This is a genomic window from Chitinophagaceae bacterium (genome assembly GCA_007695095.1).
Classification (GTDB): Bacteria; Bacteroidota; Bacteroidia; order Chitinophagales; family REEL01; genus REEL01.
Genome location: REEL01000154.1, coordinates 1 through 26,653, shown reverse-complemented (window position 1 = coordinate 26,653; position 26,653 = coordinate 1). Strand labels below are relative to the sequence as shown.

Sequence of the window (26,653 nt, the reverse complement as noted above, 5' to 3'; positions counted from 1 at the left end):
TTTTATAAATAATGAAATTTTTGTTTTAATTTTCTCTTTCTGATAACGTTTTTACAATTCCTGCCAGTTTACCACCGCTTGATTTAAGGGCTGATATAACATTTTTAGCAGGTGATTGAAGCAATGCTATAACATCGCCAATAAGTTCTTCTTTTGATTTTAGATTAACCAAAGTTTCTACCTGATCATCACCTTCATAAAGAGATGATTCAATATAAGCTACCTTTAATAAAGGTTTGTCGTGTTTTTTTCTAAATTCTTTTATAATTTTTGCAGGTGCGTTTGCCGTATCTGTAAAAAGCAGGGTTGTCGGTCCTACTAAAAAAGGATAAAGTTCTTCATAATGATCTCCTTCTAAAGACTCTAAAGCTTTTTTTACAAGTGTATTTTTTGCAACTTTAACCTGAATATTTTGCTCAAAACACTTTCTTCTGAAATTACTTATTTCTTCTACTGATAACTCAGCGGAATCAGTAATGTACAGATATGGTGTTTCTGCGATTTGTACCTTTAGCTGTTCAATTACAGCTGATTTTTCACTCTTTTTCATGGTCTTTTATCTTAATTTATCAGCTAATGCTTTTTGCATCTACGTTAATACCCGGACTCATAGTACTAACCATAGTGATGTTTTTTAAATAAGTTCCTTTTGAACTGGCAGGTTTCATTTTAATTAAAGTATTTAACAACTCCCTGCTATTATCATAAATTTGCTCCGGAGTAAATGAAACTCTTCCTATGGAAGTATGTATAATTCCGTATTTATCAATTTTGAATGCTATTTTACCTTTTTTCACTTCGGCCACGGCTTCCGTAATATTTGGTGTAACTGTTCCTGACTTTGGATTAGGCATTAGGTTTCTGGGGCCTAACACTTTTCCTAACTTAGCGATTTTTGGCATCACATCAGGTGTGGCTATAATAACATCCACATCTGTCCAACCTGATTCGATTTTTTCAGCATATTCTTGTAATCCTACATAATCAGCACCTGATTGTCTGGCTTCCTCTTCTTTATCCGGATTACAAAACACTAAAACCGTTTTTGTTTTTCCGGTACCGTGAGGTAATGTAACTGTACCTCTGATAGCCTGGTCTGCTTTACGCGGATCAACACCTAATCTGACATGCAGATCTACTGATGCATCAAACTTCAGGTTTGTAAGTTTTTTGATTAATTCAGATGCATCCTGCAATGAATATTTTTTAGTTTTTTCAACTAATTCGTTAACTTTTCTTCTATTTTTTGTAAGTTTCATTACCTTATTCTTTTACCGGTTTTTTATTTAGTTCTCCCAGGGGGCTTTCCCTTTAATATTCACACCCATGCTTCTGGCAGTACCTGCTACCATTTTCATTGCTGATTCAACAGTGAAGGCGTTTAAGTCAGGCATTTTAGTCTCTGCAATTTCTTTAACATGATCCCATGTTACGCTGCCAACTTTATCTCTGTTGGGCTCTGCACTACCTTTCTTAAGTTTAGCAAACTCCATTAATAAAATAGCTGCCGGTGGAGTTTTAATGATAAAATCAAAAGACTTATCTTTAAAAACTGTAATTACAACGGGTAATACTTTACCTTGCAATTCTTGAGTTTTTGCATTAAATTGCTTGCAAAACTCCATTATATTGACCCCTTTAGCACCTAGTGCCGGTCCGATAGGTGGAGATGGATTAGCTTGTCCACCTTTTACCTGTAATTTTATAAAACCTTCTATTTCCTTTGCCATTTTAAGATGTTTTTTCTACTTGCATGAAATTCAACTCAACCGGAGTTTTCCTTCCAAATATTTTTACTACTACTTTAAGTTTTTTCTTTTCGTCATTTACCTCTTCAATTGTTCCGGTAAAGTTGTTAAATGGTCCGTCTGTTATTTTGACCGTTTCATTAATAATGAAAGGTTCGTTAACGACACCTGTTCCAAATTCTTCCATTTCATCAACCTTACCTAAAATTCTGTTAACCTCGTTAGTTCTAAGCGGAGTTGGGTTTTCCTTTCCCAGAAAATGTATAACTCCGTTAGTTGTAACTATAGCAGAAATAACTTCAGAATTCAAAGTCTCCCCGTATGCTTCTATTAAGATATAACCTGGGAAAAAATTCTTTTCTTTAATTACCTTTTTTCCGCCTTGAATTTTATAAACCTTTTCAGTAGGCACTAAAACCTGTGAAATAATGTGTTCCCAACCGGATCTTTTTATTTCTCTTAAGATTAAGTCACTTAATTTCTTTTCCTTACCACTTATTACTCTAAGGGCGTACCATTTTTTCTCTACCTCAGACATTCTATTGTGATTTTCATCTTTAATATTTATAAGTTGGTAAGATTGTTAACAAAATTAGATAACAAACCTATCCTACTATTATTTGATAGACAACCTTCAGGATATTATCCGAAACCATGTCCATTCCTAAGACCACTAAAGCTATTAAGAGAGATGCTATCAACACAACTATTGTGCTTTCCTGCAGGGCTTCCCACTTTGGCCAGGTCACTTTATGAACCAGTTCGTTGTAGCTTTCCTTAATATATAGTTTTATCTTACTCATAATTTATTTTAAAAAGCACGGGTGGAGGGACTCGAACCCCCAGCCAATGGTTTTGGAGACCACTACTCTACCAATTGAGCTACACCCGTTCAAATAAGTTACTTAATTATTTCAGTAACCTGACCGGCACCAACTGTTCTACCACCCTCACGGATTGCAAAACGAAGACCTTTATCAATAGCTACCGGGTAAATTAATTTTACAGTTAAAGTAACATTATCTCCGGGCATAACCATTTCAGTGCCATCCGGTAGTGTTATCTCACCGGTAACATCAGTTGTACGTAAGTAGAACTGAGGACGGTACTTATTAAAGAATGGCGTGTGTCTTCCACCTTCTTCTTTGCTAAGAACGTATACTTCACATTTGAACTCTGTATGAGGAGTGATACTTCCCGGTTCGCAAATGACCATTCCTCTTTTGATTTCAGTTTTCTCAACACCTCTAAGTAATACACCTACGTTATCACCTGCTTCACCACTATCCAAAATCTTACGGAACATTTCAACTCCTGTACAAGTAGACTTCATGTTAGTTTCCTGTAAACCAACAATTTCAACAGAATCACCGGTTTTAACAATACCTCTTTCGATTCTTCCTGTAGCAACTGTACCTCTACCAGTAATTGAGAATACATCCTCAACAGGCATAAGGAAAGGCTTATCAATTGGTCTTGGAGGCATAGGAATATGCTCATCAACTGCATCCATTAAAGCTTCGATAGCTTTTACACCTTCGGCTTCACCCTGAAGTGCATTTAATGCAGAACCCTGAATAACAGGAAGATTGTCGCCATCATATTCATAGAAGCTCAATAAATCTCTGATTTCCATTTCAGCAAGCTCAAGGAATTCAGGATCATCAACCAAATCTACTTTATTCATAAACACTACAATAGCAGGAACACCCACCTGACGTGCAAGAAGGATGTGCTCTCTGGTTTGAGGCATTGGTCCGTCTGTTGCAGCAACAACTAATATAGCACCGTCCATCTGAGCTGCACCGGTAACCATATTCTTAATATAGTCAGCGTGACCCGGACAATCAACGTGCGCATAGTGACGCTTTTCCGTTTGATATTCAACGTGTGCTGTATTGATAGTTATACCCCTTTCCTTTTCTTCAGGAGCAGCATCAATAGTGTCATAATCTTTTTTCTCAGCCATCCCTTTACCTGAAAGTACTGTTGTAATTGCAGCAGTAAGAGTGGTTTTTCCATGATCTACGTGACCGATGGTTCCAACGTTAACGTGTGGTTTGTTTTTTACAAATTTTTCTTTAGCCATAGTTTAAAAGTTTTTAATCAATAATTACCTCATCAAAACAGAAATAATCGAGCCAATGACCGGAATCGAACCGGTGACCTCATCCCTACCAAGGATGCGCTCTACCAACTGAGCTACATCGGCAAAGCTCTGTTAAAAAAAACAGAGCGGGAGACGAGACTCGAACCCGCGACCCTCAGCTTGGAAGGCTGATGCTCTACCAACTGAGCTACTCCCGCTTGTAATTTCTGCGTGGGGGGAGAAGGATTCGAACCTTCGAAGTCTTACGACAACAGATTTACAGTCTGTCCCATTTGGCCGCTCTGGAATCCCCCCTCACTATATGGAGCCGATGGAGGGATTCGAACCCCCGACCCGCTGATTACAAATCAGCTGCTCTGGCCAACTGAGCTACATCGGCAACAATATTTTTTTTAAAGAACTATATCATCCTCTTTGAAAATGTTTGCAAACATACAAACATTTTTTTTGTTTTCCACAATTTATTTGAATTTTTCTTTACTCTTTTTTAGTTGTCTTCGCATGGATTCAACTGCACCATCAACAGACTCCTCAAAAGTTTTTGCTGTATCTTTTGAAAACAATGTACTACCCGGTATATTAATCTTTATTTCAGATGTTTTATCTTTAACTGATGAGCCTGCATTCTCTAAACGAAGAAAAACATCAACGTGAATCACCTGATCATTGATGTTTTGTAATTTCTCCAGTTTCTTTTCAATATATTGTAACAGTTTTTGGTCGGCGTCAAAATGTATTGATTGTATTTTAATTTCCATATTTTATGCTTTTGGGTGAGATTTCTTATAAATTGATTTTAAATGTTCTATTGATGTATGAGTATAAACTTGTGTTGAAGCAAGACTGCTGTGACCTAAAAGCTCTTTTATTGCATTTATATCTGCTCCGTTTTCGAGTAAATGTGTGGCAAATGTATGCCGGATGATATGAGGTCCTCTTTTGCCTAAACTCGGAAAGTTTTTTAATATGCTGCTTATCTTTTTATAGATAAATTGTCTGCTTGTTTTTTCACCTTTATCATTCAGGATGAAAAATGTAGGTGAACATATTTCTAATTCTGCATTTCGCAGCGTGATATACTCTTTAATTTCTTTGCTTAAAATCTTTCCAAGTGGAATCTTTCTTAGCTTATTTCCTTTTCCCAGGACTTCTAAAGAGCCTTGCGCAAAATCAAAATCCGAGTCTTTAAGGTTTACCATTTCACTGACTCTTAATCCGGTAGCATACAATAACTTAATAATCATTCTGTCCCGCTGACTGTTAAAATCATTTTTAAAATCAAGGCCTGCAAACAATTCAACCGATTTCTTTTTATCCAGAAATGTAGGTAATCTTTTAACGATTTTGGGCTTTGGAACCTTTGCAACCGGGTTTTCTGATACTATATTTCGCTGTTGCAAAAATTTATAAAAAGATTGGAGGGCTGATAATTTTCTGTTAACTGTTTTTTCTGTAATTCCGACTTCCATAAGAGACATAACCCAGGAACGGATATACCTGTGAGAAATTTCAACGGGCTTTTCAACATCAAAAAATTCTTTGGAATAGACAAAGAATTGGTTGATATCTGCCGCATAAGCAGATATTGTGTTCTCAGAAAATCTTTTTTCGGAACGCAAATAATTTAAAAAACGGCTTACTTCCATTTTATTTATACCAATAAACAATAGAACGGTCAGTGGTAATTCGTATTACTAAATTACCCATGAGATAAGAATTATTGAGCTTTATTTATCATTTTTTGTCTGTACGCTGCCTTCAAAACCTCATTTCTTCTTTTTACAGAAGGTTTTGTAAACGTCTGACGGCTACGTAGTTCTTTCAAAAAACCTGCTTTCTCAAACTTCTTTTTGTACTTTTTTAGTGCTTTTTCTAATGATTCGCACTCTCTTGCATCAACTATTAACATAGACTTTTTTTTAGGATTGCAAAGATAGGAAATATTGCGGAAAATTGAAAGTATTTTTTTAATATTTCAAAAATCTGCTTAGTGAGATTTTGTTAGCAAAAAATTATTTTAGGATTTCTCTGGAAATTACCAGTTTTTGGATTTCAGATGTACCTTCTCCTATAGTACAAAGCTTTGAATCTCTGTAAAATTTTTCTACCGGGAACTCCTTAGTATAACCGTAACCTCCAAGAATTTGAACGGCATCCGTTGAAGCTCTTACAGCTACTTCTGATGCATAATACTTTGCAAATGCCGAAGGTTTGGTTACATATTCACCTCTGTTTTTTAAATCAGCAGCCTGGTAAGTCAATAGTTCAGCGGCTTCAATTTGTGTGGCCATATCAGCTAATTTAAAACTGATAGCTTGAAAATTGGCTATCGGCTGATCAAACTGATGTCTTTCTTTTGCATAAGCCTTGGCAGCTTTATAAGCTCCTTTAGCTATACCGATTGAAAGAGCGGCTATAGATATTCTTCCGCCATCAAGGATTTTCATTGCCTGTTTGAAGCCTTCGCCTTCTTTACCTAAAACCTGATCTTTATGAACTCTGCAGTTATCAAAAATCAGTTCAGTTGTTTCTGAAGCACGCATGCCTAATTTATCTTCTTTTTTACCGTGGGTGAAACCTTCTGTGCTTTTTTCTATCACAAAAGCAGTTGTGCCTTTGCTGTCACGCACATCTCCGGTTCTGGCAATAACTACTGCCACCTGACTACTTTTGCCGTGAGTAATCCAACATTTGGTTCCGTTCAAAACATAGTAGTCACCATCTTTTTGAGCTACACATTTCATGTTCATAGCATCAGAACCGGTGTTTGGTTCTGTAAGTGCCCATGCGCCTATCCATTCGGCGGTAGCTAACTTTGGTAAGTATTTTTGTTTTTGTTCTTCTGTTCCAAATTGAAGGATATGTCCGGTACAAAGGGAATTATGTGCCGCCACCGAGAGGCCAATAGAACCACAAACCTGAGCAATTTCACTAATTACTTCAATATACTCGAAGTACCCCATGCCGGTACCATTATATTTTTCAGGAACTAAAACACCCATAAGGCCATTTCTACCCAATTCCTTAAATAATTCTACAGGAAATTCCTGACTCTCATCCCACTTCATTACATTGGGGCGTATATGTTTTTCTGCCAGGTCGCTTGCCATTTGAGCAACCATCAATTGATTTTCTGTCTTTTTAAAATCCATAATTTTAGATTATTAGTTGTATTCTGCTAAAGAAATGATATTCTTCGAAAATGGTTTAATTTTTTCAGCTCCGGATAAAAAATTTAATGAAATCAGAAATGAAAATCCCTGTATATGCACTTTTTGAGACTGTAGCAAATGAGCAACCGCATGCACAGTACCTCCTGTTGCCAATAAATCATCATGAATATGAACTCTTTGCCCGGCTTGTAATGTACCTCTTTGAATTTCTATAGTAGAGGAGCCGTATTCGAGGTCATAACTATGAGCAATAGTGTCTCCCGGTAATTTACCTTTCTTTCGAACAGGTACAAACGGGATATTCAATTCCTGAGCTATAAGCAAACCCCAATAAAAGCCTCTGCTTTCAACAGCACAAATTACATCTATATCATCACCTATTTGATTAATAAATGCATCTAAGGTCTTTTTTACTAAAGAAGCATTAGCCAAAAGTGGCGTGATATCTATAAAATTTATTCCGGGTTTTGGAAAATCTTGTATTTCCCTAACGTTCTTCTTGATTATCTCTGAGATCATTTAAACTGATATAAGGCACAATTTTACGATATAAATCATCATTAACCAAATGAAGTGACTGTATTTCCGATTTGCTTTTGTAAAATCCATGTTGCTCACGGAAATTAATTATCAGGTTTGCCAGATTTCTATCTATATAAGGATGCCTTACCAATTCTACAAAATCAGCAGTATTTACATTTATTTTCTTTATTTGAGTTGTATCTATATTAATATGGTCACGAATTTGCTCTATTACAGATGAATCAATACTAAAAACTTCGAGCAATTGAGTTTCTTCAAAAAAACCTCCGAGTCTATCCCGGTATTCAATTATTCTTGATGAACGAAAAGGGCCAATTCCATAAACAGTAACTAATTTCGCTGAATCAGCTGTATTTAACTCAACGATTTGAATTTCTTTTTCTACTTCTTCTTCTATATCCGATTTTTCTATTTCAACTGGCCTTCCGTATTCCCTTTTTTCAATCTCCCTTGATTCTTCCCTTACAATAGATACATAATCTGCTAAACGCTCTACATCATCTTCATCGAAACGATAAAGTCTCAGCAAATCATCGGCAGTATGAAAACGTCCTCCTGCATTTCTGAAATTTATCAGATTGTCAACTTTTCGGTCTGATAACCCTAACCTTAATAAATTCTCTCTACTCGCAGTATTCGGATCAAAATAAAATAGCTCGTAGGTTTTTTCTTCCTTTGGCGGTTCAATATCCTTAGGCTCCGTTGTTGTTACATCTGCTAAAAGCTCTTCTTCAGGCTTTTTTACCGCATTTTTCAAAAAATAATCTACTTCACTTTTAAAATCTTCATCCATTTTCAGCAAATCAGGTTTTGAACGGACATTATTATACCAGTACCTGTAGGCAATTAACATCAGTAATAGCAGCATCAAAACGAAAATTCCGTTACGCTCTGATTTAGTAAAATCAAATAAATCTTTCCACATAATCTTTAGCTTTGATTTAATGGAAAGATAAATATAATATAAATTACATAATTTCTATATTATCGGGCACATTATATTCATACTTTTGACAATAATTTTCCATATTTTGCATAATCAGGTCTAAGGATTCTTTATCGACCTTATGCTTGTTCATTTTAAACTTTTTCTGTGAGTTCAGGTAGTTTACAAAGTGTGGTTCAGCAGTGTGGAAGTTGTCAATTTTCAGCTCAGTGTATATTTTTCGTAAAAAAGTTAAGGGCTCTTTTTCAAAATCTTCAAATTTAAATTCATACAAATTCCCTTCCGGAATCAGGACTTTATCTTTTTCATATTTATCCATTAATTTTTCATACACCCAAAAGATATTTTCTATAAAACGCTTTTCTTCTACTTTATTGAGCTGCAGAGCGGGCATAGTCTTTTCAAAAAAACGTTTAGTTGAGAGGTATACTGTCACCGGATTTCTCATGATATGAATAAACTTTGCATTCGGGTATATTTCCAGTAAAGTGTCAATTCTACCTGTGTTAGGCGGGTTTTTTAAAACTATATTTTTCCTTTTAGTATTAAGGATAGCTGTTTTTACCAACTGCTTATAAGATGCTTTCCAATATTCCTTTTCTGCAGGATTTAAATCTTCAAATGTCAGGTATTTTGAAAAGTAGTTTCTGGCTTCATCCGGAAAATACCAAAAGTTGTAATAAGACAGACCATGAATATTTCCCAAAGCAAACTCTTCTTCCTGCGGAAAATCAGCTGATAGTTTCACATTATCGGCAGGCCGCTTATCGGGCATGGCCAACTGCATAAAATTTTTAAACAGCCATTTCCCACTTAAAGTTACATTCGGGAAAACTGACTGGTAGGTGGTGACATATCCAAAATCAGGATCTTGCGTCAAAAGATTATGCAGTAAGGTTGTACCGCTTCTCCAATGCCCCAAAATAAATAATGGCTGAGCCGGATCAGTGATGGTCTTAGATTTTTTATTTACTACAAAATCTTCTGCCAAGCGAAACGGTTTGCTTATGCCACCCACTAAAAATGCAGAATATAATCGCATTTTGTACTGAGAACTCACTTCGCAACCTTCGATTGTTTTACGTATCGCTTTTAAGCTTCCGCCGGCTAAAGGGATGAGTGACAATGGGATAAAAGCCTTTTTAGTCATAATTGGTAAATAAAAGGCTAAATTATCAAAACTGTGCTATTCAGGGAATTTTTCGGGGGTTTATTGAAGAACTATTTCCATAAGAGAAAGAAAATCTTTTGCATCTGTAAATTTAGAATCTCTATACGGTTGGCATAAAAATTTTACATGAACCGGTTTTGAGTCTTTAAGCAGGTATTCAATAGTCAAATTACCGAACTGCTGGTTAAATTTTTTAGGAATCTCTTTGAGTGAATATCTGGGTTTCAGGTAGTGTCGCTGACATTCACTGACATAATCCTCCATTTCCTCATATCTCACATCAGAAAGGTATAATTTATAATTCAGTTCAAGCACTTTTTCTTTCAAAAAATCAAAAAAGCACATATAGTGGTTCTTATCATATTCATTTGGATTCATTGCGCAAATAAATCCGTTTGAGGCGGGAGAAATCAAAAGTTGTATTTGAATCCCGCTTTGCGGAATATCACCCTCTTTTCGTTCAAAAAGTTGATTTTTAAATTCTGCTATAAAGCTGTCTTTTTGATTCTCTAACCAGATTTGATACAATTGCTTTTCTTTTTCAGAGCGCAATAATGTGGTCCTCTCTTTCAGTAATTTGGGGTCTGAAGGGTTTCCAAAAATTTTATTTATCAGTGATTTGAAGCTCATAGGTTCATTTTTCAAATAACAAGGAGAATAGAAAAGAGTTGAAGTCCGGATTTTTACAAAACATATTTTAGGATGAAATGTCAAAATTAAAATCGGTAATTGATACCTTTTTAGGCAACTCCTTTACGTACAAATATAAAAAATTGTTTGGTCAAAAGCTTTTTGGAAGTTTTGGTAAGAATATAAAAGCCTTTTTTACTCACCTCAACCTATCCAAAGCGCTTTCTAAAATAGTATCTATATCATTATTTTCATCTGATTTTTCCAAATCTACTTCAACATCTACCGGTACACCCAGCTCCAGATGCTCGCCTTCATTATTAATCGCTTGCGTAGAGGAAAATCGGTATGTCCAACCATTAGGGAGCTCTCCAAAAGCCGGAGTTCCTCCGCCTCCACCGGTAGAGTTACCCATGAGTATTGCATTAGGATTTTCGCGCATCATTTGTGCAAAATATGTAGTGGAACTATATGATTCACGATTGGTGAGAACGATTACATCTCCGGAAAAAATCAACCCGCTTTTAGGTTCAACACGGAGGTCTGTCCAAGAGGAAAAGCAATCGGCACAAGAACCGTTTTTAATTCTCACAGAACCATATTTATAAGAAGTGGGTGTAAAAGCTCCGGCTATTCTCAATGCATTTCCCAAATTCCCTCCCCCATTACTTCGCACATCTATAATAACACCTTTCAAACCCTGCGCTCTCTTAATCAGCTCATCAATTGCCTGATTGGTAACTTCTTCAGTAAAGGTGCGGTAATTGACATATAAAACCGAATCAATTATTTGATGACGTAAAGGTCCTGTTATCCAAAAATCCTTCCCTAAATATTGTTGGTTGATGATACCCTGATTGTAGTTACGTGGATAATTTTGAGACCATTCCCAGTTTCTACTTCTGTTAAAGGGGCTTGTCAGGTTAACGTGCCCATCTTCCAATTCAAAAAGCATATCAGCCAATACATCAAACAAATCCATTTCATCCATACCGGCATAAACCAAAGACCGATAGCGCTCTTTAACTTCTTCCCAATCAATATTTTTCAGTTCAAAATACGAATACCGGTTTTCGATATCATCGCTTAAAAACTCAAAAACTTTTGGTGCTTCCATTTCCGGATCGCCACCTAAAATTGATTTTTCGCAAGATGTTCCTCCGGCTAAAACGAAGAGAAAAACAAACCACAATCTGTATTTTATAAACTGTCTCATTTCAATTGCATAAAAAATGTTAAAAACCATGTGCCGGCACTTCTTTCAGACACATGTGCCCCTCTCAATCTACTGTACTCATACATATAATTCAGACAGATGCTGTTGCCGCTTGATAAGTGCCATTGAACCTTAGGCCATAAACCGGCGTTCCAGGCAGAGCCCGGATAGAATAAATACAAAGATTCCCAAAAGCCGGCCAGAGGAGTGTTCGGTTCGTATGTAAAACCTCTTGGGTAAGAAGAAACATAGCCGGATGGCATATAAAAACCTATTAGCTGAACATGGGATATTATCTGAAAAGTAAAATTTTGTTCTTTTAAAGAAAATTCTCTTTCATACTTCATTGCCGGACCAAAAGAAGTAAAGAAATTTGTGCGGCCATTAAAATTTGAAAATCCGTCAATATTTCGATTATTGAATGCATTATTATTGGACCACCCCCATTTGACCGGAGATTCTGTGTCACGATTGTAAAAATTGTAGTTAACAAGTCCTACAGAACTTGTCGTAAGTTGCCTGTCAAAGCTATTAGATGTTGAAGCCCGGCCATAGCTGAACATCCAGATTGTTTCCCGTCTGTCAGTATTTCTTTCATAGCCTATAAATCCGCTTATTCCCGCACCGGAGTAAAGCAGGGGAGAATACCCTTTGTCCCGTAATGATTCAAGAGTCAATCCTCCACCAAATGCCAATTCGTGCGTTTGTGCGACACCCCAAAACGACCACAGTAGTATAATTAACGAAAGCAATATCCGCTTTGACATAGAGATTTTTTACAAATTTACTACAATGATTTGAAAGTATCTATTATAGAGAGTTTAGGGTCAATATTTTTCATTCAATTATAACTAATATCAAGCAGGAGCTTACTCGAATTATGCGGCATAAATCAAAGATTTAGATTGATGTATTTCCTTATCAAAAATTGGATTCCTAAATTTTCTAACAGTAAGTAAATCCACCGGGCGTTTAAAAATTTGTTCCAGTTTTTCCTTTAATCCCATAAATTGATCAAAAGCACCAATATCTGCATGTTGTTTAAATTCAACTAAAAAATCTAAATCACTATCTTTATTAAAATCTGCACCTACAAAAGAACCAAAAACATATAATTCTTTAACATTATAGTCTTTGCAAGCTTCTTCCAGTTTTTTATTCTTTAAATCTACCCTGCTCATCAGCAAATATTTATAGTAAAATTAAGAAAAATTTTGCGAACAAAATTCAATCCAAAGTTTGTTGATTACAGATTAAGATTAATATAACTCAAAGTATCGGGAGTAAATCTACATTACCACTCCAACACATAAAAAAAATCTTTAGAAGATTTATTAAAAAACTATATTTGTTAAAGTATAGGCCTCAACAAAGGTCGTCAAGGTTTAAAAGATTTCTTAAAGCAGCTTATGAGGCTTAAATTTGAGATTTTTTTTTATAAAATGGCTAATAAATCACGCAGATGAAAAAAAAGATTAAGCAAGAAAAACTCGATTTGTTAATTAACAAAATGGCCGCCAATAAAAGCATTCATAGTGTTGCCATGAAAGTAGAAAGTGGTGATGGCAGCATTTCATTGTCTGCTGCAGCGGGCGGCATGCAAGTAAATGACAGATATTTCATTGCAAGCGTTACAAAACTCTACATTACTGCCGTAGTGATGAAATTGGTAGATGAAAACAAAATTTCTTTAAACAGCAAGATAACAGAATACTTATCGGAAGATTTCTGTGAACGATTACATGTGATGAAAGAAGTAGATTACTCTAAAGAAATAACTATCTGCCATTTGATTTCCAATACTTCCGGCATACCGGATTATTTTTCACATAAACAGCTTAGCGGAAAGACGGTTGCAGATGAACTGATTGCAGGTAAAGATGAGGCCTGGCCAATTGATAAATCTATAGAACTTATTAAAAGTTTAAAACCTAAATTTAAACCCGGCACTAAGGGAAAAGCAGCTTATTCTGATTCGAACTATCAGCTTCTCGGAAAAATCATAGAAACGATTACCGGCAAAACTATTGGTGAGGTTTTTCAGGATTATATTTTTTCAAAACTTGATTTTAAAAACACTTATCTATATAGTGATATAAACGACAAAACACCTGTACCTTTTTATTATGGTTCTGAAAAATTATGGCTGCCAAATTACATGACATCCATTGGTCCGGAGGGAGGAATAGTTTCTACTATTGATGAAGTGATGATTTTTTTAAAAGCCTTTTTTAACGGTCAGTTTTTTGAAAAGGAAAAAATAGAGGCTCTGAAAAAATGGAATATGATTTACCCGCCACCGGGCTTATTTTGTTACGGTATTGGTTTAGAAAAGCTTTGGATTCCATGGATAGCCTCACCATTTAAGTACCCGGGTGAAATTCTTGGTTTTTGGGGACAAACGGGTACTTTTGCCTTTTATAATCCAAAAACAGATTTATACTTTAGTGGTGCTACGAATCAAATTAACGGAACAGGACATAGGTTAGCCGCAGGAGCAATGCTAAAACTCATTAAAACTGTGATGTAAGGTGATTTTTTAATTAAAAAACCGGCATCATTTCAGCTTTTTACTAAAATCGGTATTTGCCTAAAACTATTTTTGAAAAAAATGAAATCACAAAGCCGAAATAAATGAATGAACAGGAATTCAAACTTCAACTTAATATATCATGCTTTTTTTATTGCTTTCAATATTAACTTTGCAACCAATTAACCATAATGAAATGACACATATTTTAAATCCATTTTCTATTGACATTGACCCCATGTCAAAGCTGCTTTTGGTAAACTTCGAAAAAGACCCAGATTCAGTATACATAGGCTTTGAACCACAAGTTTTTGATGACACCATACATGGGAAAGGGCATTTGGTAATTGGTTGGCGAATAGACGGAAAAGTAGATGTTTATCATGAGCCTTCATTAAAATTAAATCCGAAAGGCTATGATATTGTGGGTAAAGGATTAGCAAATATGGTTGAATCTAATATGCAGAAAGCTTTTTTTGAAGTTAAAAATGAAGGGGTACAAGCTCATTATATCTTTAATGATATTAACGGCCGGGAGGTACAAATAAAGATTTTTGAAAGGAACCCCAAGAAACGTAAACCTTTTGGCTTATTGGCTCCAATGGGTGATGCCGCAGAAAATCCTTCTGCTTTGCCTTTGGTCTTGCTTTATGATTTTTATTTTGTGCGAAAAAAACATACAGATATTGAGGTGACTATCGATAATGTCCGACACGAAATAGATATGCTGCCATTGCCATTGGATATGACTAAAATGTATTTTACCCGTTACAGTCCAAAGCCGCTTATCGCAAGAGTAAACCCTTCATTTAATGGTGTAGTGAATAGCATTGAAGTTGCTACAGGAGCTACAACACTCAGCACTGCTGACTATGAATTTGGTATAGTTTGGGAAAATGAAAAAGCGTTTATTCAACGGATTAGCAGAAAAAATGACGTTCATCCGGTAAACATCACTTTTGACAATCCTTTTCCTAATATACTTACATTAGAAAATGACACCGCTATCAGCGGACGATTTACCATAGAAGCGCATGTATCTACCGGTCAGATAATCGGGGAATATAAGCTTGAAAAAGCGAATAAAAACATACAGTTAACGATGATTCCGACGAAAGGGTGGAAACCAAGGCCAAGCAAGCTATCTTTACGATTTTTATATGCTGTGGCAAGTATTTTTAAAAAATGGCCCTCCACCTATCTTTGGACAGCAAATATCCGGTACGAAAAAGAAGACAACTACACTATGGCATCTGATTGGAAAAGGCTTAAATGATTTAGATTTTATTATAAATCCTTTTGTTATTAAAGGTACTATTGATAAAGATAAATTTCAATTTGGGTATGAGTTTATCCTATCAAAAAATAGTAGCCATACTGACAAAATTGATCATATTTGATAGTATCATGTTAAGCTACAACACGATCCTCCTCTGACCCAACCCTATTTTCCAAGCCAAGCGCAGAGACACTTCTCACTTATAAAAAAAGCACAATAAACATTCAAAATATTAAAAAATCCATTTTAACAGACCAACTTTACACCCGGGCAGGCTTGACTTTTCCATAATGCAAGCAGACAAAAACACGGACGACTGGAAAAGGAAGAAAACCAAGCTTTGCTAAAGAGGCAAATCTTCCCCCCTTTAGAAGTTCTAATATTTAGTGGGTTTCTTAATCTGTTTATGTTTTTTACATTTCTAATATACACCGGAATTACGAAGCTATTTACAGTCTCCGGGTGTTTAACTTTTTACTACTCGATATGTTCAGTATCGAATTCATTTAAGATTATTCTGCAAAACATTACTTTGAGAACTCGAATTCAATATACTAATAAGTAATAAGCGTAAACAAGCGATATAAAGGAATCACTTTTACACCAAAAACAAGCATTAAACCACCAAATTCCCCCTAAAAACAAAAAAGCACCAAACCTTTAATTACAAAGACTTAGTGCAAATTGTTTGTGGTACGGGGCGGGATCGAACCGCCGACACCAGGATTTTCAGTCCTGTGCTCTACCAACTGAGCTACCGTACCCTCTCCTGAGAAACGTCGCAAAGTTAAATCTTTTTAAATCTTTTATCAAAGAACCCTTTCACTTTTTTTAAAAATTCATTTTTAAAAAACTTTTTTATCCTAAATACGTAATTATTCACTTAGAATTACAATTTAAGATTACAAAAATGTCAACTACTGCTCCTCTTCAAAAAAGTCTATGGGAACATTTTTCCTCCTTAGGCATCAAACCTGAGCTCAATAATGAGATACGCAAAAAAATTGTACTCACTAATCAGTTGAGCATACTAATTTTTGTATTCATAAATATTTCCCTGGTTATTTTTGGTTTCTTTCATACCGATAAGGAGTTGATTTTACTTTTAGGTGCCTTAAATCTGTTGCCGGTAATCACCTATGTTATGAATTCTATGGGTTTTATAAATCCGGTAGATTACTTCTTTCAATCCTTACACCGCTGAGTGTTCTTTTAGTTATCGTTTTTTTGAAAAAAATGAGCCCAAATACAGATTTTACAGTAAGCGAATATCACTTTTACACGCCCAGGTACTACTTATTGATGCTCTGTTTAATCCCATTGTTTTTGATTGATTTTAATGAAAAAAGGATTTTCATTTCAGCTTTGGTTATAAACGTCATCTGTATTTTATCCTTTGACTTTGTCCATAATATTGCCGGTGTTGGACATAACGATTTTGGTTTTGAGTTTGAACAGTACTATCAGGCAACGATTATGCCGGTAGTTTTACTCTTTTTTCTATACGGTAGCATCTTGTTTTATAAATATGAAAACAAAAAGTATGAAGAAAAAATACTTCAACTAAAAGATGAGTTAAAGGAATTTAACGACGAACTGGAAGAAGAAATTGATTTAGCAAAAAATGTTGTTGAAGCTTTACTACCAAAGCAAAAAGCTAACATAAAAGGATATGAAGTGGAAGCCGGCTTGAAATGGTTTAAAGACATAGGAGGCGATTTTTATACCTACCATAAAATAGATGATGATCATGATTTGCTGTTTTTAGCCGATGTATCAGGCAAAGGAGTCGCGGGTTCTGTTGTTGTATCAATTATTAATGCTTGTTTAGAGACGCATTTGACGAAAGATACTTTTAATCTGGAAAGCTTTCTGTTGAATCTAAATAAAGTTGTGTTTAATTCTTGCGGAGGCGAAAAGTATGTAACGGCCTGGTGTGGTTTACTGAATCATAAAACCGGAACATTAAAAAGCATAAACTCCGGCCATCCACCACCAATAGTTGTAAAAGAAAACGGTGAAAAAATCATTCACTTAAAAGCCGGAAGTACCATCATCGGATTTTTTGATGAAGAGTTTAACGTGTCATCAGAAGAAATTCAATTGGAAAAAGGAGATTTGTTATTTGCCTATACAGACGGTATTACTGAGGCTCAAAACGAAAAGGACGAATTCTTTGAGCAAGTGTATGACTTAGATGAATTATTATCCTCTTGTGTGAAAAATAAGAAAAATAATGCTGTTGAGGTTTTAATGAAAAAAATAGGCTCTTTTACAAATGGCAAATACAGCCAGGATGATATGACCTATATAGCGTTGTCAAAGAATAGCAACTAATCCGTTTCTTCAATATAAATATCCGAATCTGCTTTTTTCATCTCTTCTTTCAATGGCATTTTCACAAAATAGCTATTTCCTTTAGTATTTTTTATCTCATTACCCCTTATCCACGGATTTAATAACTTAATCGTTTTATAGTTTGTATTGTGCTTTTGAGCAAATTCAGCCAAATTTGAAACGCTTGTTTCTACTTTTATAGTTTCATACTTCAAGGGCTGATACAAATCATCCGGACTAAGAAAAAAACCGTATGTCTCCGGATTATTAAAAATTTCTTTCAGAGCTAATATTCTAAACACATAACGTGCTGTTTCCTGATTCAGAAATAAGTCATAATAAGAATCTGCCTTTTGATTTTCAGCTATCCTTGATAATCTTGCCATACCGATATTGTATGAAGCTGTTGCCATTGTCCAGCTATCAAAACGCTTATAAGCATCTTTTAAATAATTAATAGCTGCAACGGTAGACTTTTCCAGATGATATCGTTCATCTATGTCATCATTAACTTCTAATCCAAATTCTTTTGCAGTAGGGGCTAAAAATTGCCAATATCCGGCAGCTCCCCTCGGAGAAACATCATGCCTGAAACCACTTTCAACCAACGCCAAATATTTAAAATCGTCGGGCATTCCATGTTGATGTAAAATAAATTCTATGGTTGGAAAATAGCGGTTAGCCAATTTCATTAACTGAAGAGTATTAGAATGCCAGTAAGTATTAACCAACAATTCCCTGTCTAACCTTTCTCTAACATCAAAAATCTCCAAAGGCACTCTTTCTCCGGCAAAATAAAGTTCATCAGGCACTTTTATAGCCAAAACTCTCATCTCCACCCGGGTTTCTCTACTTTCAAATTCAGGAGTAACGTCTCTTTCGGTAATCATTAATCCCTCTTCAGAATCAATATCAAACTCAGACCCTTCATCCTTACTTGTAAAGTTTAAGGTTAACATCAAAATACTGAAACTAAAGAAAATCCAAAAACCGGATTTATAAATATGTATATTTTTTATCTTTTTCATACGCTTGTGATTTGTCTATATATCATAATTTAAATGACCTATGTAATACACTAAGGCTAATCATGAAAATACACCGGATTATAATTACTGTAAGAGATTTTTTTGGTAAAAAGTTCAGATTACTTGTTCTTGTCCATGGCATTTCTAACCATCATAAACTCTGAGATATTTTCTGTATTCAGCACTCCAATCAGTTCTCCGTTTTCCATTACCGGAGCTATGTCAAACTTTTTAATCATCATTTTATGATATACATCATTCAGGGTTTGATCAGGAGATAAAACAGGAAAATCAGTAGAGGCAATTTCGGAAATCAATGCATTATTTCCTTTTTCCGATAGTCCTTTTATCACCATATTTCTTGTGAGTATACCTTTCATATTTTCGTTTTCCATTACTATGAACTCTTTATCTTGTCCGTCGAGAATTATTTTTACCACCTCTGAAATTGTCTGAGAAGTTTGAACTATAGGAAGCTTAGTCATCATAATTTCCCTTACGGTATAATCTTGTAACAATCCTTTTGTTTTGACCTGATTTGCTTCAGCTTGTGCACCTAAAAAGACAAATATTCCAATAAAAATCATGAAAGGGTTATAAAACAAACCTAGTATTACAAAGAAAAAAGCTGTAATCTGTCCCAATAAAGCTGCGATATTGGTCGCTTTAATCCTACCCATTTTAAAAGTCAGCAAAGCTCTAAAGACTCTTCCCCCATCCATAGGAAATGCAGGAATCATATTGAAAACTACCAGTATGATATTAACAGCCATTAAACCGAGGAAGAAATTTTGAAAATTCAGATATCCCAACTCAATTTGTTCAGCATCAAAATAAAGATTTCCCGTAAAATATAGGCCCAGAAATAATATTAAAGCAATTACCACATTCACTAATGGACCGGCGATAGCTACAACTAATTCTTGTTTTGGGTTTTCCGGCATTTCTTCCAGGCTGGCTACTCCGCCTATTGGTAAAAGGGTAATGTGTTTCGTTTGTATGCCGTATCTTCTGGCAGCCAAAGCATGACCGTATTCATGAAAAGTCACACAGGCAAAGATTGCCAGCACAAAAACAATAGCTGCTAATGTTTCTTCTATACCTTGCCCCTGCTGAACATTCATATAAACAATCCAGGCTATCAGGATTAAAAATGTCCAATGCACAAAAACAGCTATGCCAAAAGGCTTTCCCAAAGATAATGACCACTTCATATTTAATTATTTACTCAAGAACAACTAATACCTGATTCTTCTCTACAGCATCCCCTTGTTTAACACTAAAAGATTTTATCTTTCCGGTGCCCGGTGATTTCAAAACATTTTCCATCTTCATGGCCTCAAGTACTAAAACAGCTTTTCCCTTTTCAAGTTCATCTCCTTTTTGAGCAATTAACTTAGTAACCAAACCGGGCATGGGAGCTTTGATTTCAGAGATTTTGCCGGAATCCGGATTATCCATCCCCAATTGAGCCAGTAGCAAATCATGCTTATCTTTAATGGAAACCTCATATACCTTCTCATTGAGTTTCAAAGTCATTAATTTTGTAGTATTATCAAAACTCAAAATCTCAATGTCATAGTTTTTATCATTCAAAATCAAATGATAGTGACCTTTTTTCCAACAAACTATATCTTCGGCTAAGATTTCTTTTTTATCGATTGAAAATTCCTGATTTTCGTTAACTTTTAGTTTGTACATTTTTTTTGCAATTAAAAACAAATATAGGTTAAGTAGGTTAAACAAGCTATGTCATGTTGTATTTTTCTTAATTTTGTCCCTATTTTAAATTAATTCTAATGTTAATGAGGTTCGTATTGTTTTTTTCAGTTATTCTGTTCATTACTTCATGCAGTGTGTTTAAAAAAACTGCTATTGATCCGGATGAAATTGCCATGACAGTGGATTTAGATACGGTGAATATTTATTCCGGCAGAACAGCCTATATTGAAACTCCGGCTATTAACAGTCGGTTACTGCACACCAGGTTAAAAGTTGATTTTGACTGGGAAAACAGAAGATTAAACGGTGAAGCTACTTTACGTTTTACACCTCACTTTTACAATCAGGATAAACTTGTATTGGATGCTAAGGCATTTGATATCATTGAAGTAAAACTATTGGAAAATGACGTCAAAACAAACCTGGATTATGCCTATGACTCTTTAGAATTAACTATTTCGTTTGACCGGACTTACAGCAGAAACGACACCTTTGAAGTCTTCATAAAATACACCGCAAATCCTTACAGTCAGGACTTTCTTAAAGATGGTGCGATAAGGGGCGCCAGGGGTTTATATTTTGTCAATCATGATGGCAAAACGGAAGGCAGGCCAAGACAAATATGGACACAGGGGCAAACTGAATCCAATTCATTTTGGTTTCCGACTAAAGACAAACCCAATCAACGCACTACAAGTGAAATTTACATGACAGTTAATGATTCATTTAAAACTTTATCAAACGGAGAGCTCTATTACTCTGAAATGGTCGGTGATGGTATGCGTACAGACTACTGGAGACAGGATATAAGCCACCCTCCTTATTTGATGATGATGGCCGTAGGTGAATATGCAATTGTCAGTGATACATGGCGGGATTTGGATGTCGACTATTATGTATATCCTGAATTTGAAGAACATGCCCGGGCCATTTTTGGGAATACACCTGAAATGATGGAATTTTTTAGTGAGCTTTTCGGAGTTGATTATCCCTGGGAAAAGTATGCTCAGGTGATAGTGCACGATTTTGTTGCAGGCGCAATGGAAAACACTTCAGCCTCTGTATACATGGACTTAGTCCAAAGAACAGAAACGGAACTTAAAGACAGAAACTTTGAGAGAATCATTGCTCACGAACTGGCTCACCATTGGTTTGGCAATTATGTAACCTGCGAATCCTGGTCAAACTTAGTATTAAATGAAGGTTTTGCGACTTACAGTGAATACCTGTGGGCTGATTACAAATATGGCAAAGAAAGAAGTCAGTATAAATTACATTTTAACCGAAGAGCCTATTTATCCGAAGCCCGCTCCCGAATTAACTCTTTAATCAGGTTTCAGTATAACGACCCTTTGGAAATGTTTGACCGGCATTCCTATCAAAAGGGCGGACTTGTTTTGCACATGTTGAGAAACAAAATTGGAGACGAAGCTTTTTTTCTTGGGTTACAGGAATATTTAACAAAAAATGCTTTAGAAGCTGTTGAAGTGCATCACCTGAGATTAGCTCTTGAAGATGTAAGTGGTATCGATTTAAATCGTTTTTTTAATCAGTGGTTTTTATCTGCCGGTCATCCCGTTTTGGATGTAAATTATGCGTTTGATACCACTAGCAGACAATTAAACATAAAAATTAACCAGATTCAAAATTTTGAAAATGACATTCCTGTTTTTCATTTTCCGATAACATTCAAAGTCTTAACCACTGAAAACGAATGGTTAGAAAAAACTTTTAACGTTAAAAAGATGTATCATGATTTTGATTGGGAGCTTGAAAGTGAACCGAAATTGATTTTAGCAGATCCGGAGCAAATTCTTCTGGCTGAAATTCTGGAAAAAGGAAAAAGTGAAAGTCAGCTCTATGAACAACTGAAAAGCTCAGAACATTTTTTTCACCGCTTAAATGCATTTGACAGTCTTTTGGCTTCAGTTCAGGATATTAAAACCTCGCGCACAGTATTCCGTGAAATTTCGAAAACTCTGGACGACAAGCATTGGTATATCAGGAATCAGGCAATTGAACGTATTCCTTTAACCGAACTGGAAAACCTGAAGTCTTCTTTCAAAAATAAATTAATTGACCTCTATAATAATGACCCCGAAAACAGAGTGCGTGCAGCTGCTTTAGAACGAATTTTCAAAGACTTTGGTGACCGTGAAACGATCTCAATGTTGGGAGACTTAATGAATGTTGAATCATACATGGTTAAAGCGGTTGCGCTAAGAAATTTGTATGATTTTAATGCAGAAACGGCCATTGATTTCGTTTTAAACAATCTGGAAACAAACAATCCGGATTTGATATCGGCCATAGGTGAAGTGTTATCAAAATCTTTTATACCGGAAGCTCAGATATTTTTTCAACGAAATCTAAACAGACTTAGCTTTCGTTCACAGGGTTCATTATTGGCTTCATATAATAAATACTTGCTGGGCAGTAGTTTTGCAAGAGTGAGAGCTGCCATGCCTCAAATAGAAAATATTATAACAGAAAGTGAAGGAAGCCGGACCAGAGTGAGAGCCGCAGAATTACTGAGAGACTTAAGAGATATTAACAGAAAAAGAATCACCGGTGAAGAAATTAAAGACGATGCTCCTTTTAAAGATGTTAAGATTTCAATGGAAGATTCCGAACAAATCGTTGAACTTGTTTCAAATGTTATTGAGAACATTCGTTTAAAAACAGATAACAGGCGGATACTTAATATACTGAGAAATTAAACAGGCTTAGTTTATTTGAATTTTTAATCCGTCATAAGCAAGCGAAACATTTTCAGGTAATTCTTTTTCCACATCAGCATGTTTACCTAATTGATGACTGATATGTGTTAAATAGGCCTTTTCGGGTTTAATGTCTTTAATAATTTCAATAGCTTCTTCCAGGGTAAAATGAGAAATATGTTTTTCTTTTCTGAGCGCATTTAACACTAAAGTTTTAGTACCTCTTATTTTTTCATACTCTTTCTCGGGAATGTGATTTGCATCAGTGATGTATGTGAAGTCATTTAGTCGAAAACCGAATACCGGCATTTTATAATGGTAAACCAGTATAGGTAGTATTTCTAACTCATTAATTTCAAAGAGTTTATTTTCAAAATGATGAATTTTGACTTTGGGCACACCCGGATAAGGATGGTTTTGAAAAATATAATCATATTGCTTTTTAATAGTGATTTCTGTGTCATTATCTGCAAAGACAAGCATATCCTGTTTTTGTAAAAAATTAAAAGCACGAATATCATCCAGTCCGCCGGTATGATCTTTATGACCGTGGGTAAAAAGCACGGCATCCATCTTTTTAATTTTGTTTTTTAGCATTTGATAACGAAAATCCGGTCCGCAATCTATATTTAAAGTAGTTTGCTCACTTTGAATATTAATGGATGTACGTAATCGCTTATCTTTTTTATCTGCTGAATTACATACCTCACAATCACAACCAATCACAGGAACACCCTGAGAAGTACCTGTTCCTAAAAAAGTTATAGTTATCAATTTTTTGTCCGAATTCATGAATTATCAATAAATCAAAAAGGGATTATTCTTTAGTGGCTTCCCGTTTAACTTTCAACCAGGCTCCCAGCCATTTTCTATCAGCATCAAGGCTGATAATTTCATCTATACCCATATTATCAATGATGTCTAAAATACAATTTATTCGGGCTTCTGTTGAATAAAACTTATTGATAACAATTATTTTTTTGTTTTCTAAAATACAATAGCCCGCATTAAAACTGCCTTTTTCATAGCGGATAATGTAACCGCTATTTTTAAGGATTTGCTCAAATTTTCCTAAGTTATGTTTCGTAAATTTCACTACCATAAGTTTTCATAAAAATAAGGACTTCTGAATTCTTTGAGACATAGATTGTCTTTTTAAGTACTTTAAATTTACTGTAATCTTTGTGATTACCGACTATTCATAGATTTTTTTCTAAAAACAAAAAGCACAACATTTTCTCAAATGACTGTTTATCAGCTTTTTAAAAATTTAGCATAAAATTAAAAAGGAAGCTACTGATTATAATCTAAGTATTTAGCTGTAACTTTGCGCCCAAATTCAAAAAAGGTGAAGCAAAAAATCAGAAACATAGCTATTATAGCTCACGTAGATCACGGGAAGACAACTTTAGTTGACGCAATGCTATATCAGTCAAAGTTGTTCAAAGAACACGAAGAGAAAAAAGAGTTGATTTTAGACAGTAATGAACTTGAAAGAGAAAGGGGGATTACGATAGTTTCTAAGAATGTTGCTGTTCGTTTTAAAGACTTTAAAATCAACATAATTGACACTCCCGGTCACGCTGATTTTGGTGGTGAGGTAGAAAGAGTTTTGAAAATGGCTGACGGCGTTTTATTATTGGTAGATGCATTTGAAGGCCCAATGCCTCAAACCAGATTTGTACTTAAAAAAGCACTTGAACTAAATTTAAAACCAATCGTGGTTATTAATAAAGTAGATAAGCCAAATTGCCGTCCGGATGAAGTTCACGAAATGGTTTTTGATTTATTTTATAAACTGGATGCATCTGAAGAGCAATTGAGCTTTCCGGTTGTTTACGGTTCTTCATTACAAGGCTGGATGACAAATGACCTGGCAGTAAAGAAAAATTCTGTAGAAGATTTACTCGAAACGATTATTGACTATGTTCCTGAACCTAAGGCAAAGGAAGGAACGCTGCAAATACAAATTACATCTTTAGACTACTCTTCTTATACCGGAAGAATTGCTATTGGGAAAGTATTAAGAGGCAACTTAGCAGAAAATCAGGCTGTTTCTGTAATTGATAGAAATGGAAATATTAAAAAGTCCAGAGTAAAGGAATTATTTATTTTTGAAGGCCTTGGCAGAGTGAGAGAAAGCGAAGTTTCTGCCGGAGAAATTGTTGCTATAAATGGTTTAGAAGGCTTTGAAATTGGTGACACCATAGCGGATTTTGAATCTCCTGAGGCATTGCCACCGATTCACATAGATGAACCAACTATGAGTATGTTGTTTACTATCAATAACTCTCCATTCTTTGGAAAGGATGGTAAATTTGTTACTTCAAGACATATCAGAGACCGTCTGTTAAAAGAAACGGAAAAAAACTTAGCCCTTAAAGTTGAGGAAACAGACTCTCCTGACAATTTCATTGTTCACGGCAGGGGAATTCTTCACTTGTCAATTTTGATTGAAACCATGAGAAGAGAAGGCTATGAATTACAAGTGGGTCAGCCAAAAGTTATTATAAAAGAAATTGACGGAGTAAAACATGAGCCCATTGAAGTATTAACCATTGACTTGCCGGAAAGCTTTTCAGGAAAAGCCATTGAAATTGTTACGAAAAGAAAAGGTGATTTGATAAATATGACTACCAAAGACGAATATACTCACCTTGAGTTTTCTATCCCTTCCAGGAGCTTAATGGGCTTGAGAAATCAAATGTTATCCTCTACAGCCGGGGAAGCAGTTATTGCCCACAGATTTGAACAATATGAGCCGCTTAAAGGAGATGTTCCCGGTCGCTTAAATGGTGTTTTAGTTTCCATGGAAACCGGCACAACTACTGCATATAGCATCGACAAACTTCAGGACAGAGGTAAGTTTTTTGTAGATCCGGGTGAAGATATCTATGAAGGTCAGATTTTGGGAGAACACATCAGAAATACTGATCTTGTAATTAACATCATTAAAGGAAAAAAGCTTACAAACGTAAGAGCTTCCGGAAGTGATGATAATGTTAAAATTGCACCCAAAATAAAAATGTCTTTAGAGGAATGTCTGGAATATATAGCCGGTGACGAGTATGTTGAGGTTACTCCAAAAGCCATCCGTATGAGAAAGATAAAGCTCAAGGAAAATGAGCGTAAAAGAGCTTAACAATTAACACTCTACCGAATTAGAATTACAACATAGAACATCAGCCGGAGGCTGTTCAACACTTACGCTCGCGAAACGCAAAGCGAAAGCGGTTTCTTTATTTATTAGGAGACTCTTCGTTGCCACCCAGAGTGACAAACGAGGTTAAAGAGCTCCCACATTTGCCATCATAATTTTTTCATTAAAAATACCTTTCTAACCTTTTTTTTAGAAAAAAAGGGTTAACAAAAAAATCGCGGCTGAATTCTTCTTTATGGTCTTTCAGCTTAAAGTTTATCTAAAATATAAATACAAAAGCCTGACGTGCTGTTAATCGGGCCTTGAGGGATTGTCCAATAAAACAAGAAAACCGGAACGC

At 35.3% G+C, this 26,653-nt stretch carries 28 protein-coding genes and 6 tRNA genes; 6 read left to right on the top strand and 28 right to left on the bottom strand.

All coding sequences use genetic code 11. The features are described from left to right. Nucleotides 1-25: 25 nt before the first annotated feature. The 22 genes from EA412_12875 to EA412_12770 form a co-directional block, all read right to left on the bottom strand. The gene (locus EA412_12875; GenBank protein TVR76733.1) at nucleotides 26-550 is read right to left on the bottom strand and encodes a 50S ribosomal protein L10; all 525 of its coding nucleotides are present in this window, start codon (nucleotides 548-550) and stop codon (nucleotides 26-28) included. Between the two features lie 19 nt (nucleotides 551-569). Further along, the gene (locus EA412_12870) at nucleotides 570-1,259 is read right to left on the bottom strand and encodes a 50S ribosomal protein L1 (protein TVR76732.1); all 690 of its coding nucleotides are present in this window, start codon (nucleotides 1,257-1,259) and stop codon (nucleotides 570-572) included. A gap of 27 nt (nucleotides 1,260-1,286) precedes the next feature. After that, complete coding sequence (gene rplK / locus EA412_12865; protein TVR76731.1) at nucleotides 1,287-1,730, bottom strand: 50S ribosomal protein L11; 444 nt, start codon at nucleotides 1,728-1,730, stop codon at nucleotides 1,287-1,289. A 1-nt stretch (nucleotide 1,731) separates the two neighbouring features. Then, nucleotides 1,732-2,286: a transcription termination/antitermination factor NusG gene (gene nusG, locus EA412_12860; GenBank protein TVR76730.1), complete on the bottom strand. Its 555-nt coding sequence runs from the start codon at nucleotides 2,284-2,286 to the stop codon at nucleotides 1,732-1,734. Nucleotides 2,287-2,353: 67 nt separating this feature from the next. Continuing rightward, nucleotides 2,354-2,542: a preprotein translocase subunit SecE gene (secE, locus tag EA412_12855; GenBank protein ID TVR76787.1), complete on the bottom strand. Its 189-nt coding sequence runs from the start codon at nucleotides 2,540-2,542 to the stop codon at nucleotides 2,354-2,356. A gap of 25 nt (nucleotides 2,543-2,567) precedes the next feature. After that, a tRNA-Trp gene (locus EA412_12850) sits at nucleotides 2,568-2,640 on the bottom strand. Between the two features lie 9 nt (nucleotides 2,641-2,649). Then, complete coding sequence (gene tuf / locus EA412_12845; protein ID TVR76729.1) at nucleotides 2,650-3,837, bottom strand: elongation factor Tu; 1,188 nt, start codon at nucleotides 3,835-3,837, stop codon at nucleotides 2,650-2,652. A gap of 47 nt (nucleotides 3,838-3,884) precedes the next feature. After that, nucleotides 3,885-3,960: transfer RNA gene (locus EA412_12840), tRNA-Thr, on the bottom strand. Between the two features lie 22 nt (nucleotides 3,961-3,982). Continuing rightward, nucleotides 3,983-4,055, bottom strand: a tRNA-Gly gene (locus EA412_12835). A 14-nt stretch (nucleotides 4,056-4,069) separates the two neighbouring features. Further along, nucleotides 4,070-4,152, bottom strand: a tRNA-Tyr gene (locus tag EA412_12830). Between the two features lie 8 nt (nucleotides 4,153-4,160). After that, nucleotides 4,161-4,237, bottom strand: a tRNA-Thr gene (locus tag EA412_12825). Between the two features lie 82 nt (nucleotides 4,238-4,319). After that, nucleotides 4,320-4,616 carry a ribosome-associated translation inhibitor RaiA gene (raiA, locus tag EA412_12820; GenBank protein ID TVR76728.1) on the bottom strand — a complete coding sequence of 99 codons (297 nt, stop codon included), beginning with the start codon at nucleotides 4,614-4,616 and terminating at the stop codon, nucleotides 4,320-4,322. A gap of 3 nt (nucleotides 4,617-4,619) precedes the next feature. After that, complete coding sequence (locus EA412_12815; GenBank protein ID TVR76727.1) at nucleotides 4,620-5,504, bottom strand: integrase; 885 nt, start codon at nucleotides 5,502-5,504, stop codon at nucleotides 4,620-4,622. A 71-nt stretch (nucleotides 5,505-5,575) separates the two neighbouring features. Continuing rightward, entirely contained in the window at nucleotides 5,576-5,767 is a 192-nt protein-coding gene (locus tag EA412_12810; GenBank protein TVR76726.1) for a 30S ribosomal protein S21, read from the bottom strand. 103 nt (nucleotides 5,768-5,870) lie between these two features. After that, nucleotides 5,871-7,010, bottom strand: a complete 1,140-nt coding sequence (locus EA412_12805) for an acyl-CoA dehydrogenase (GenBank protein ID TVR76725.1) — start codon at nucleotides 7,008-7,010, stop codon at nucleotides 5,871-5,873. A gap of 12 nt (nucleotides 7,011-7,022) precedes the next feature. Continuing rightward, nucleotides 7,023-7,550, bottom strand: a complete 528-nt coding sequence (locus EA412_12800) for an adenine phosphoribosyltransferase (protein ID TVR76724.1) — start codon at nucleotides 7,548-7,550, stop codon at nucleotides 7,023-7,025. Continuing rightward, nucleotides 7,519-8,499: a hypothetical protein gene (locus EA412_12795; protein ID TVR76723.1), complete on the bottom strand. Its 981-nt coding sequence runs from the start codon at nucleotides 8,497-8,499 to the stop codon at nucleotides 7,519-7,521. Before EA412_12795 ends, EA412_12800 begins: the two co-directional genes overlap by 32 nt. Nucleotides 8,500-8,542: 43 nt before the next feature. Next, entirely contained in the window at nucleotides 8,543-9,670 is a 1,128-nt protein-coding gene (locus EA412_12790; GenBank protein TVR76722.1) for a sulfotransferase, read from the bottom strand. Between the two features lie 60 nt (nucleotides 9,671-9,730). After that, a complete protein-coding gene (locus EA412_12785; protein TVR76721.1) occupies nucleotides 9,731-10,336 on the bottom strand; it encodes a hypothetical protein in 606 nt (201 codons plus the stop codon). A gap of 184 nt (nucleotides 10,337-10,520) precedes the next feature. After that, nucleotides 10,521-11,567, bottom strand: a complete 1,047-nt coding sequence (locus EA412_12780) for a peptidase S41 (protein ID TVR76720.1) — start codon at nucleotides 11,565-11,567, stop codon at nucleotides 10,521-10,523. Then, nucleotides 11,534-12,232, bottom strand: a complete 699-nt coding sequence (locus tag EA412_12775; GenBank protein ID TVR76719.1) for a hypothetical protein — start codon at nucleotides 12,230-12,232, stop codon at nucleotides 11,534-11,536. Before EA412_12775 ends, EA412_12780 begins: the two co-directional genes overlap by 34 nt. Nucleotides 12,233-12,415: 183 nt before the next feature. Then, entirely contained in the window at nucleotides 12,416-12,718 is a 303-nt protein-coding gene (locus EA412_12770; GenBank protein ID TVR76718.1) for a hypothetical protein, read from the bottom strand. Nucleotides 12,719-13,047: 329 nt separating this feature from the next. On the opposite strand from EA412_12770, the gene EA412_12765 reads away from it, so the two are divergent. Next, the gene (locus tag EA412_12765; GenBank protein ID TVR76786.1) at nucleotides 13,048-14,067 is read left to right on the top strand and encodes a class A beta-lactamase-related serine hydrolase; all 1,020 of its coding nucleotides are present in this window, start codon (nucleotides 13,048-13,050) and stop codon (nucleotides 14,065-14,067) included. A gap of 196 nt (nucleotides 14,068-14,263) precedes the next feature. Further along, nucleotides 14,264-15,343 (top strand): hypothetical protein, encoded by a 1,080-nt coding sequence (locus tag EA412_12760; protein TVR76717.1) that lies wholly within the window; start codon nucleotides 14,264-14,266, stop codon nucleotides 15,341-15,343. A gap of 691 nt (nucleotides 15,344-16,034) precedes the next feature. Here the strand turns inward: EA412_12760 and EA412_12755 are convergent. Further along, nucleotides 16,035-16,110: transfer RNA gene (locus EA412_12755), tRNA-Phe, on the bottom strand. Nucleotides 16,111-16,256: 146 nt separating this feature from the next. On the opposite strand from EA412_12755, the gene EA412_12750 reads away from it, so the two are divergent. Together EA412_12750 and EA412_12745 are read left to right on the top strand one after the other, a co-directional pair. Next, on the top strand, nucleotides 16,257-16,550 hold the full coding sequence (locus EA412_12750) for a hypothetical protein (protein ID TVR76716.1): 294 nt from the start codon (nucleotides 16,257-16,259) through the stop codon (nucleotides 16,548-16,550). A gap of 32 nt (nucleotides 16,551-16,582) precedes the next feature. Beyond that, nucleotides 16,583-17,683, top strand: a complete 1,101-nt coding sequence (locus tag EA412_12745; GenBank protein TVR76715.1) for a serine/threonine-protein phosphatase — start codon at nucleotides 16,583-16,585, stop codon at nucleotides 17,681-17,683. Here the strand turns inward: EA412_12745 and EA412_12740 are convergent. The 3 genes from EA412_12740 to EA412_12730 form a co-directional block, all read right to left on the bottom strand. Next, nucleotides 17,680-18,711 (bottom strand): lytic transglycosylase domain-containing protein, encoded by a 1,032-nt coding sequence (locus EA412_12740; GenBank protein TVR76714.1) that lies wholly within the window; start codon nucleotides 18,709-18,711, stop codon nucleotides 17,680-17,682. The two genes, EA412_12745 and EA412_12740, sit on opposite strands and share 4 nt — an antisense overlap. A gap of 119 nt (nucleotides 18,712-18,830) precedes the next feature. Further along, the gene (locus EA412_12735; protein TVR76713.1) at nucleotides 18,831-19,925 is read right to left on the bottom strand and encodes a site-2 protease family protein; all 1,095 of its coding nucleotides are present in this window, start codon (nucleotides 19,923-19,925) and stop codon (nucleotides 18,831-18,833) included. Nucleotides 19,926-19,935: 10 nt separating this feature from the next. After that, nucleotides 19,936-20,412: an acetyl-CoA carboxylase biotin carboxyl carrier protein subunit gene (locus EA412_12730; protein TVR76712.1), complete on the bottom strand. Its 477-nt coding sequence runs from the start codon at nucleotides 20,410-20,412 to the stop codon at nucleotides 19,936-19,938. A gap of 98 nt (nucleotides 20,413-20,510) precedes the next feature. Here EA412_12730 and EA412_12725 point away from each other — a divergent pair, with 98 nt between their 5' ends. Further along, complete coding sequence (locus tag EA412_12725) at nucleotides 20,511-23,153, top strand: M1 family peptidase (protein TVR76711.1); 2,643 nt, start codon at nucleotides 20,511-20,513, stop codon at nucleotides 23,151-23,153. A 6-nt stretch (nucleotides 23,154-23,159) separates the two neighbouring features. Here the strand turns inward: EA412_12725 and EA412_12720 are convergent, their stop codons facing one another. Both EA412_12720 and EA412_12715 read right to left on the bottom strand, forming a co-directional pair. Then, nucleotides 23,160-23,924, bottom strand: coding sequence for an MBL fold metallo-hydrolase (locus EA412_12720; GenBank protein TVR76785.1), 765 nt, complete (start codon nucleotides 23,922-23,924; stop codon nucleotides 23,160-23,162). Nucleotides 23,925-23,970: 46 nt separating this feature from the next. Continuing rightward, nucleotides 23,971-24,255 carry a hypothetical protein gene (locus EA412_12715; protein TVR76710.1) on the bottom strand — a complete coding sequence of 95 codons (285 nt, stop codon included), beginning with the start codon at nucleotides 24,253-24,255 and terminating at the stop codon, nucleotides 23,971-23,973. 246 nt (nucleotides 24,256-24,501) lie between these two features. Between EA412_12715 and typA the strand changes: the two genes are divergently transcribed. Further along, nucleotides 24,502-26,295 (top strand): translational GTPase TypA, encoded by a 1,794-nt coding sequence (typA, locus tag EA412_12710; GenBank protein ID TVR76709.1) that lies wholly within the window; start codon nucleotides 24,502-24,504, stop codon nucleotides 26,293-26,295. Nucleotides 26,296-26,653 lie beyond the last annotated feature (358 nt).

Bases quoted from the DNA above. Each gene is read 5' to 3' on its own strand.
- EA412_12805 (TVR76725.1), bottom strand. From the start codon at position 7,010: ATGGATTTTAAAAAGACAGAAAATCAATTGATGGTTGCTCAAATGGCA.
- rplK (TVR76731.1), bottom strand. From the start codon at position 1,730: ATGGCAAAGGAAATAGAAGGTTTTATAAAATTACAGGTAAAAGGTGGA.
- EA412_12765 (TVR76786.1), top strand. From the start codon at position 13,048: ATGGCCGCCAATAAAAGCATTCATAGTGTTGCCATGAAAGTAGAAAGT.
- EA412_12735 (TVR76713.1), bottom strand. From the start codon at position 19,925: ATGAAGTGGTCATTATCTTTGGGAAAGCCTTTTGGCATAGCTGTTTTT.
- EA412_12760 (TVR76717.1), top strand. From the start codon at position 14,264: ATGACACATATTTTAAATCCATTTTCTATTGACATTGACCCCATGTCA.
- EA412_12790 (TVR76722.1), bottom strand. From the start codon at position 9,670: ATGACTAAAAAGGCTTTTATCCCATTGTCACTCATCCCTTTAGCCGGC.
- EA412_12875 (TVR76733.1), bottom strand. From the start codon at position 550: ATGAAAAAGAGTGAAAAATCAGCTGTAATTGAACAGCTAAAGGTACAA.
- EA412_12740 (TVR76714.1), bottom strand. From the start codon at position 18,711: ATGAAAAAGATAAAAAATATACATATTTATAAATCCGGTTTTTGGATT.
- EA412_12810 (TVR76726.1), bottom strand. From the start codon at position 5,767: ATGTTAATAGTTGATGCAAGAGAGTGCGAATCATTAGAAAAAGCACTA.
- EA412_12780 (TVR76720.1), bottom strand. From the start codon at position 11,567: ATGGTTTTTAACATTTTTTATGCAATTGAAATGAGACAGTTTATAAAA.
- EA412_12750 (TVR76716.1), top strand. From the start codon at position 16,257: ATGTCAACTACTGCTCCTCTTCAAAAAAGTCTATGGGAACATTTTTCC.
- EA412_12770 (TVR76718.1), bottom strand. From the start codon at position 12,718: ATGAGCAGGGTAGATTTAAAGAATAAAAAACTGGAAGAAGCTTGCAAA.
- EA412_12870 (TVR76732.1), bottom strand. From the start codon at position 1,259: ATGAAACTTACAAAAAATAGAAGAAAAGTTAACGAATTAGTTGAAAAA.
- EA412_12730 (TVR76712.1), bottom strand. From the start codon at position 20,412: ATGTACAAACTAAAAGTTAACGAAAATCAGGAATTTTCAATCGATAAA.
- tuf (TVR76729.1), bottom strand. From the start codon at position 3,837: ATGGCTAAAGAAAAATTTGTAAAAAACAAACCACACGTTAACGTTGGA.
- EA412_12725 (TVR76711.1), top strand. From the start codon at position 20,511: ATGTTAATGAGGTTCGTATTGTTTTTTTCAGTTATTCTGTTCATTACT.
- nusG (TVR76730.1), bottom strand. From the start codon at position 2,286: ATGTCTGAGGTAGAGAAAAAATGGTACGCCCTTAGAGTAATAAGTGGT.
- EA412_12745 (TVR76715.1), top strand. From the start codon at position 16,583: ATGAGCCCAAATACAGATTTTACAGTAAGCGAATATCACTTTTACACG.
- EA412_12815 (TVR76727.1), bottom strand. From the start codon at position 5,504: ATGGAAGTAAGCCGTTTTTTAAATTATTTGCGTTCCGAAAAAAGATTT.
- EA412_12800 (TVR76724.1), bottom strand. From the start codon at position 7,550: ATGATCTCAGAGATAATCAAGAAGAACGTTAGGGAAATACAAGATTTT.
- EA412_12715 (TVR76710.1), bottom strand. From the start codon at position 24,255: ATGGTAGTGAAATTTACGAAACATAACTTAGGAAAATTTGAGCAAATC.
- raiA (TVR76728.1), bottom strand. From the start codon at position 4,616: ATGGAAATTAAAATACAATCAATACATTTTGACGCCGACCAAAAACTG.
- EA412_12795 (TVR76723.1), bottom strand. From the start codon at position 8,499: ATGTGGAAAGATTTATTTGATTTTACTAAATCAGAGCGTAACGGAATT.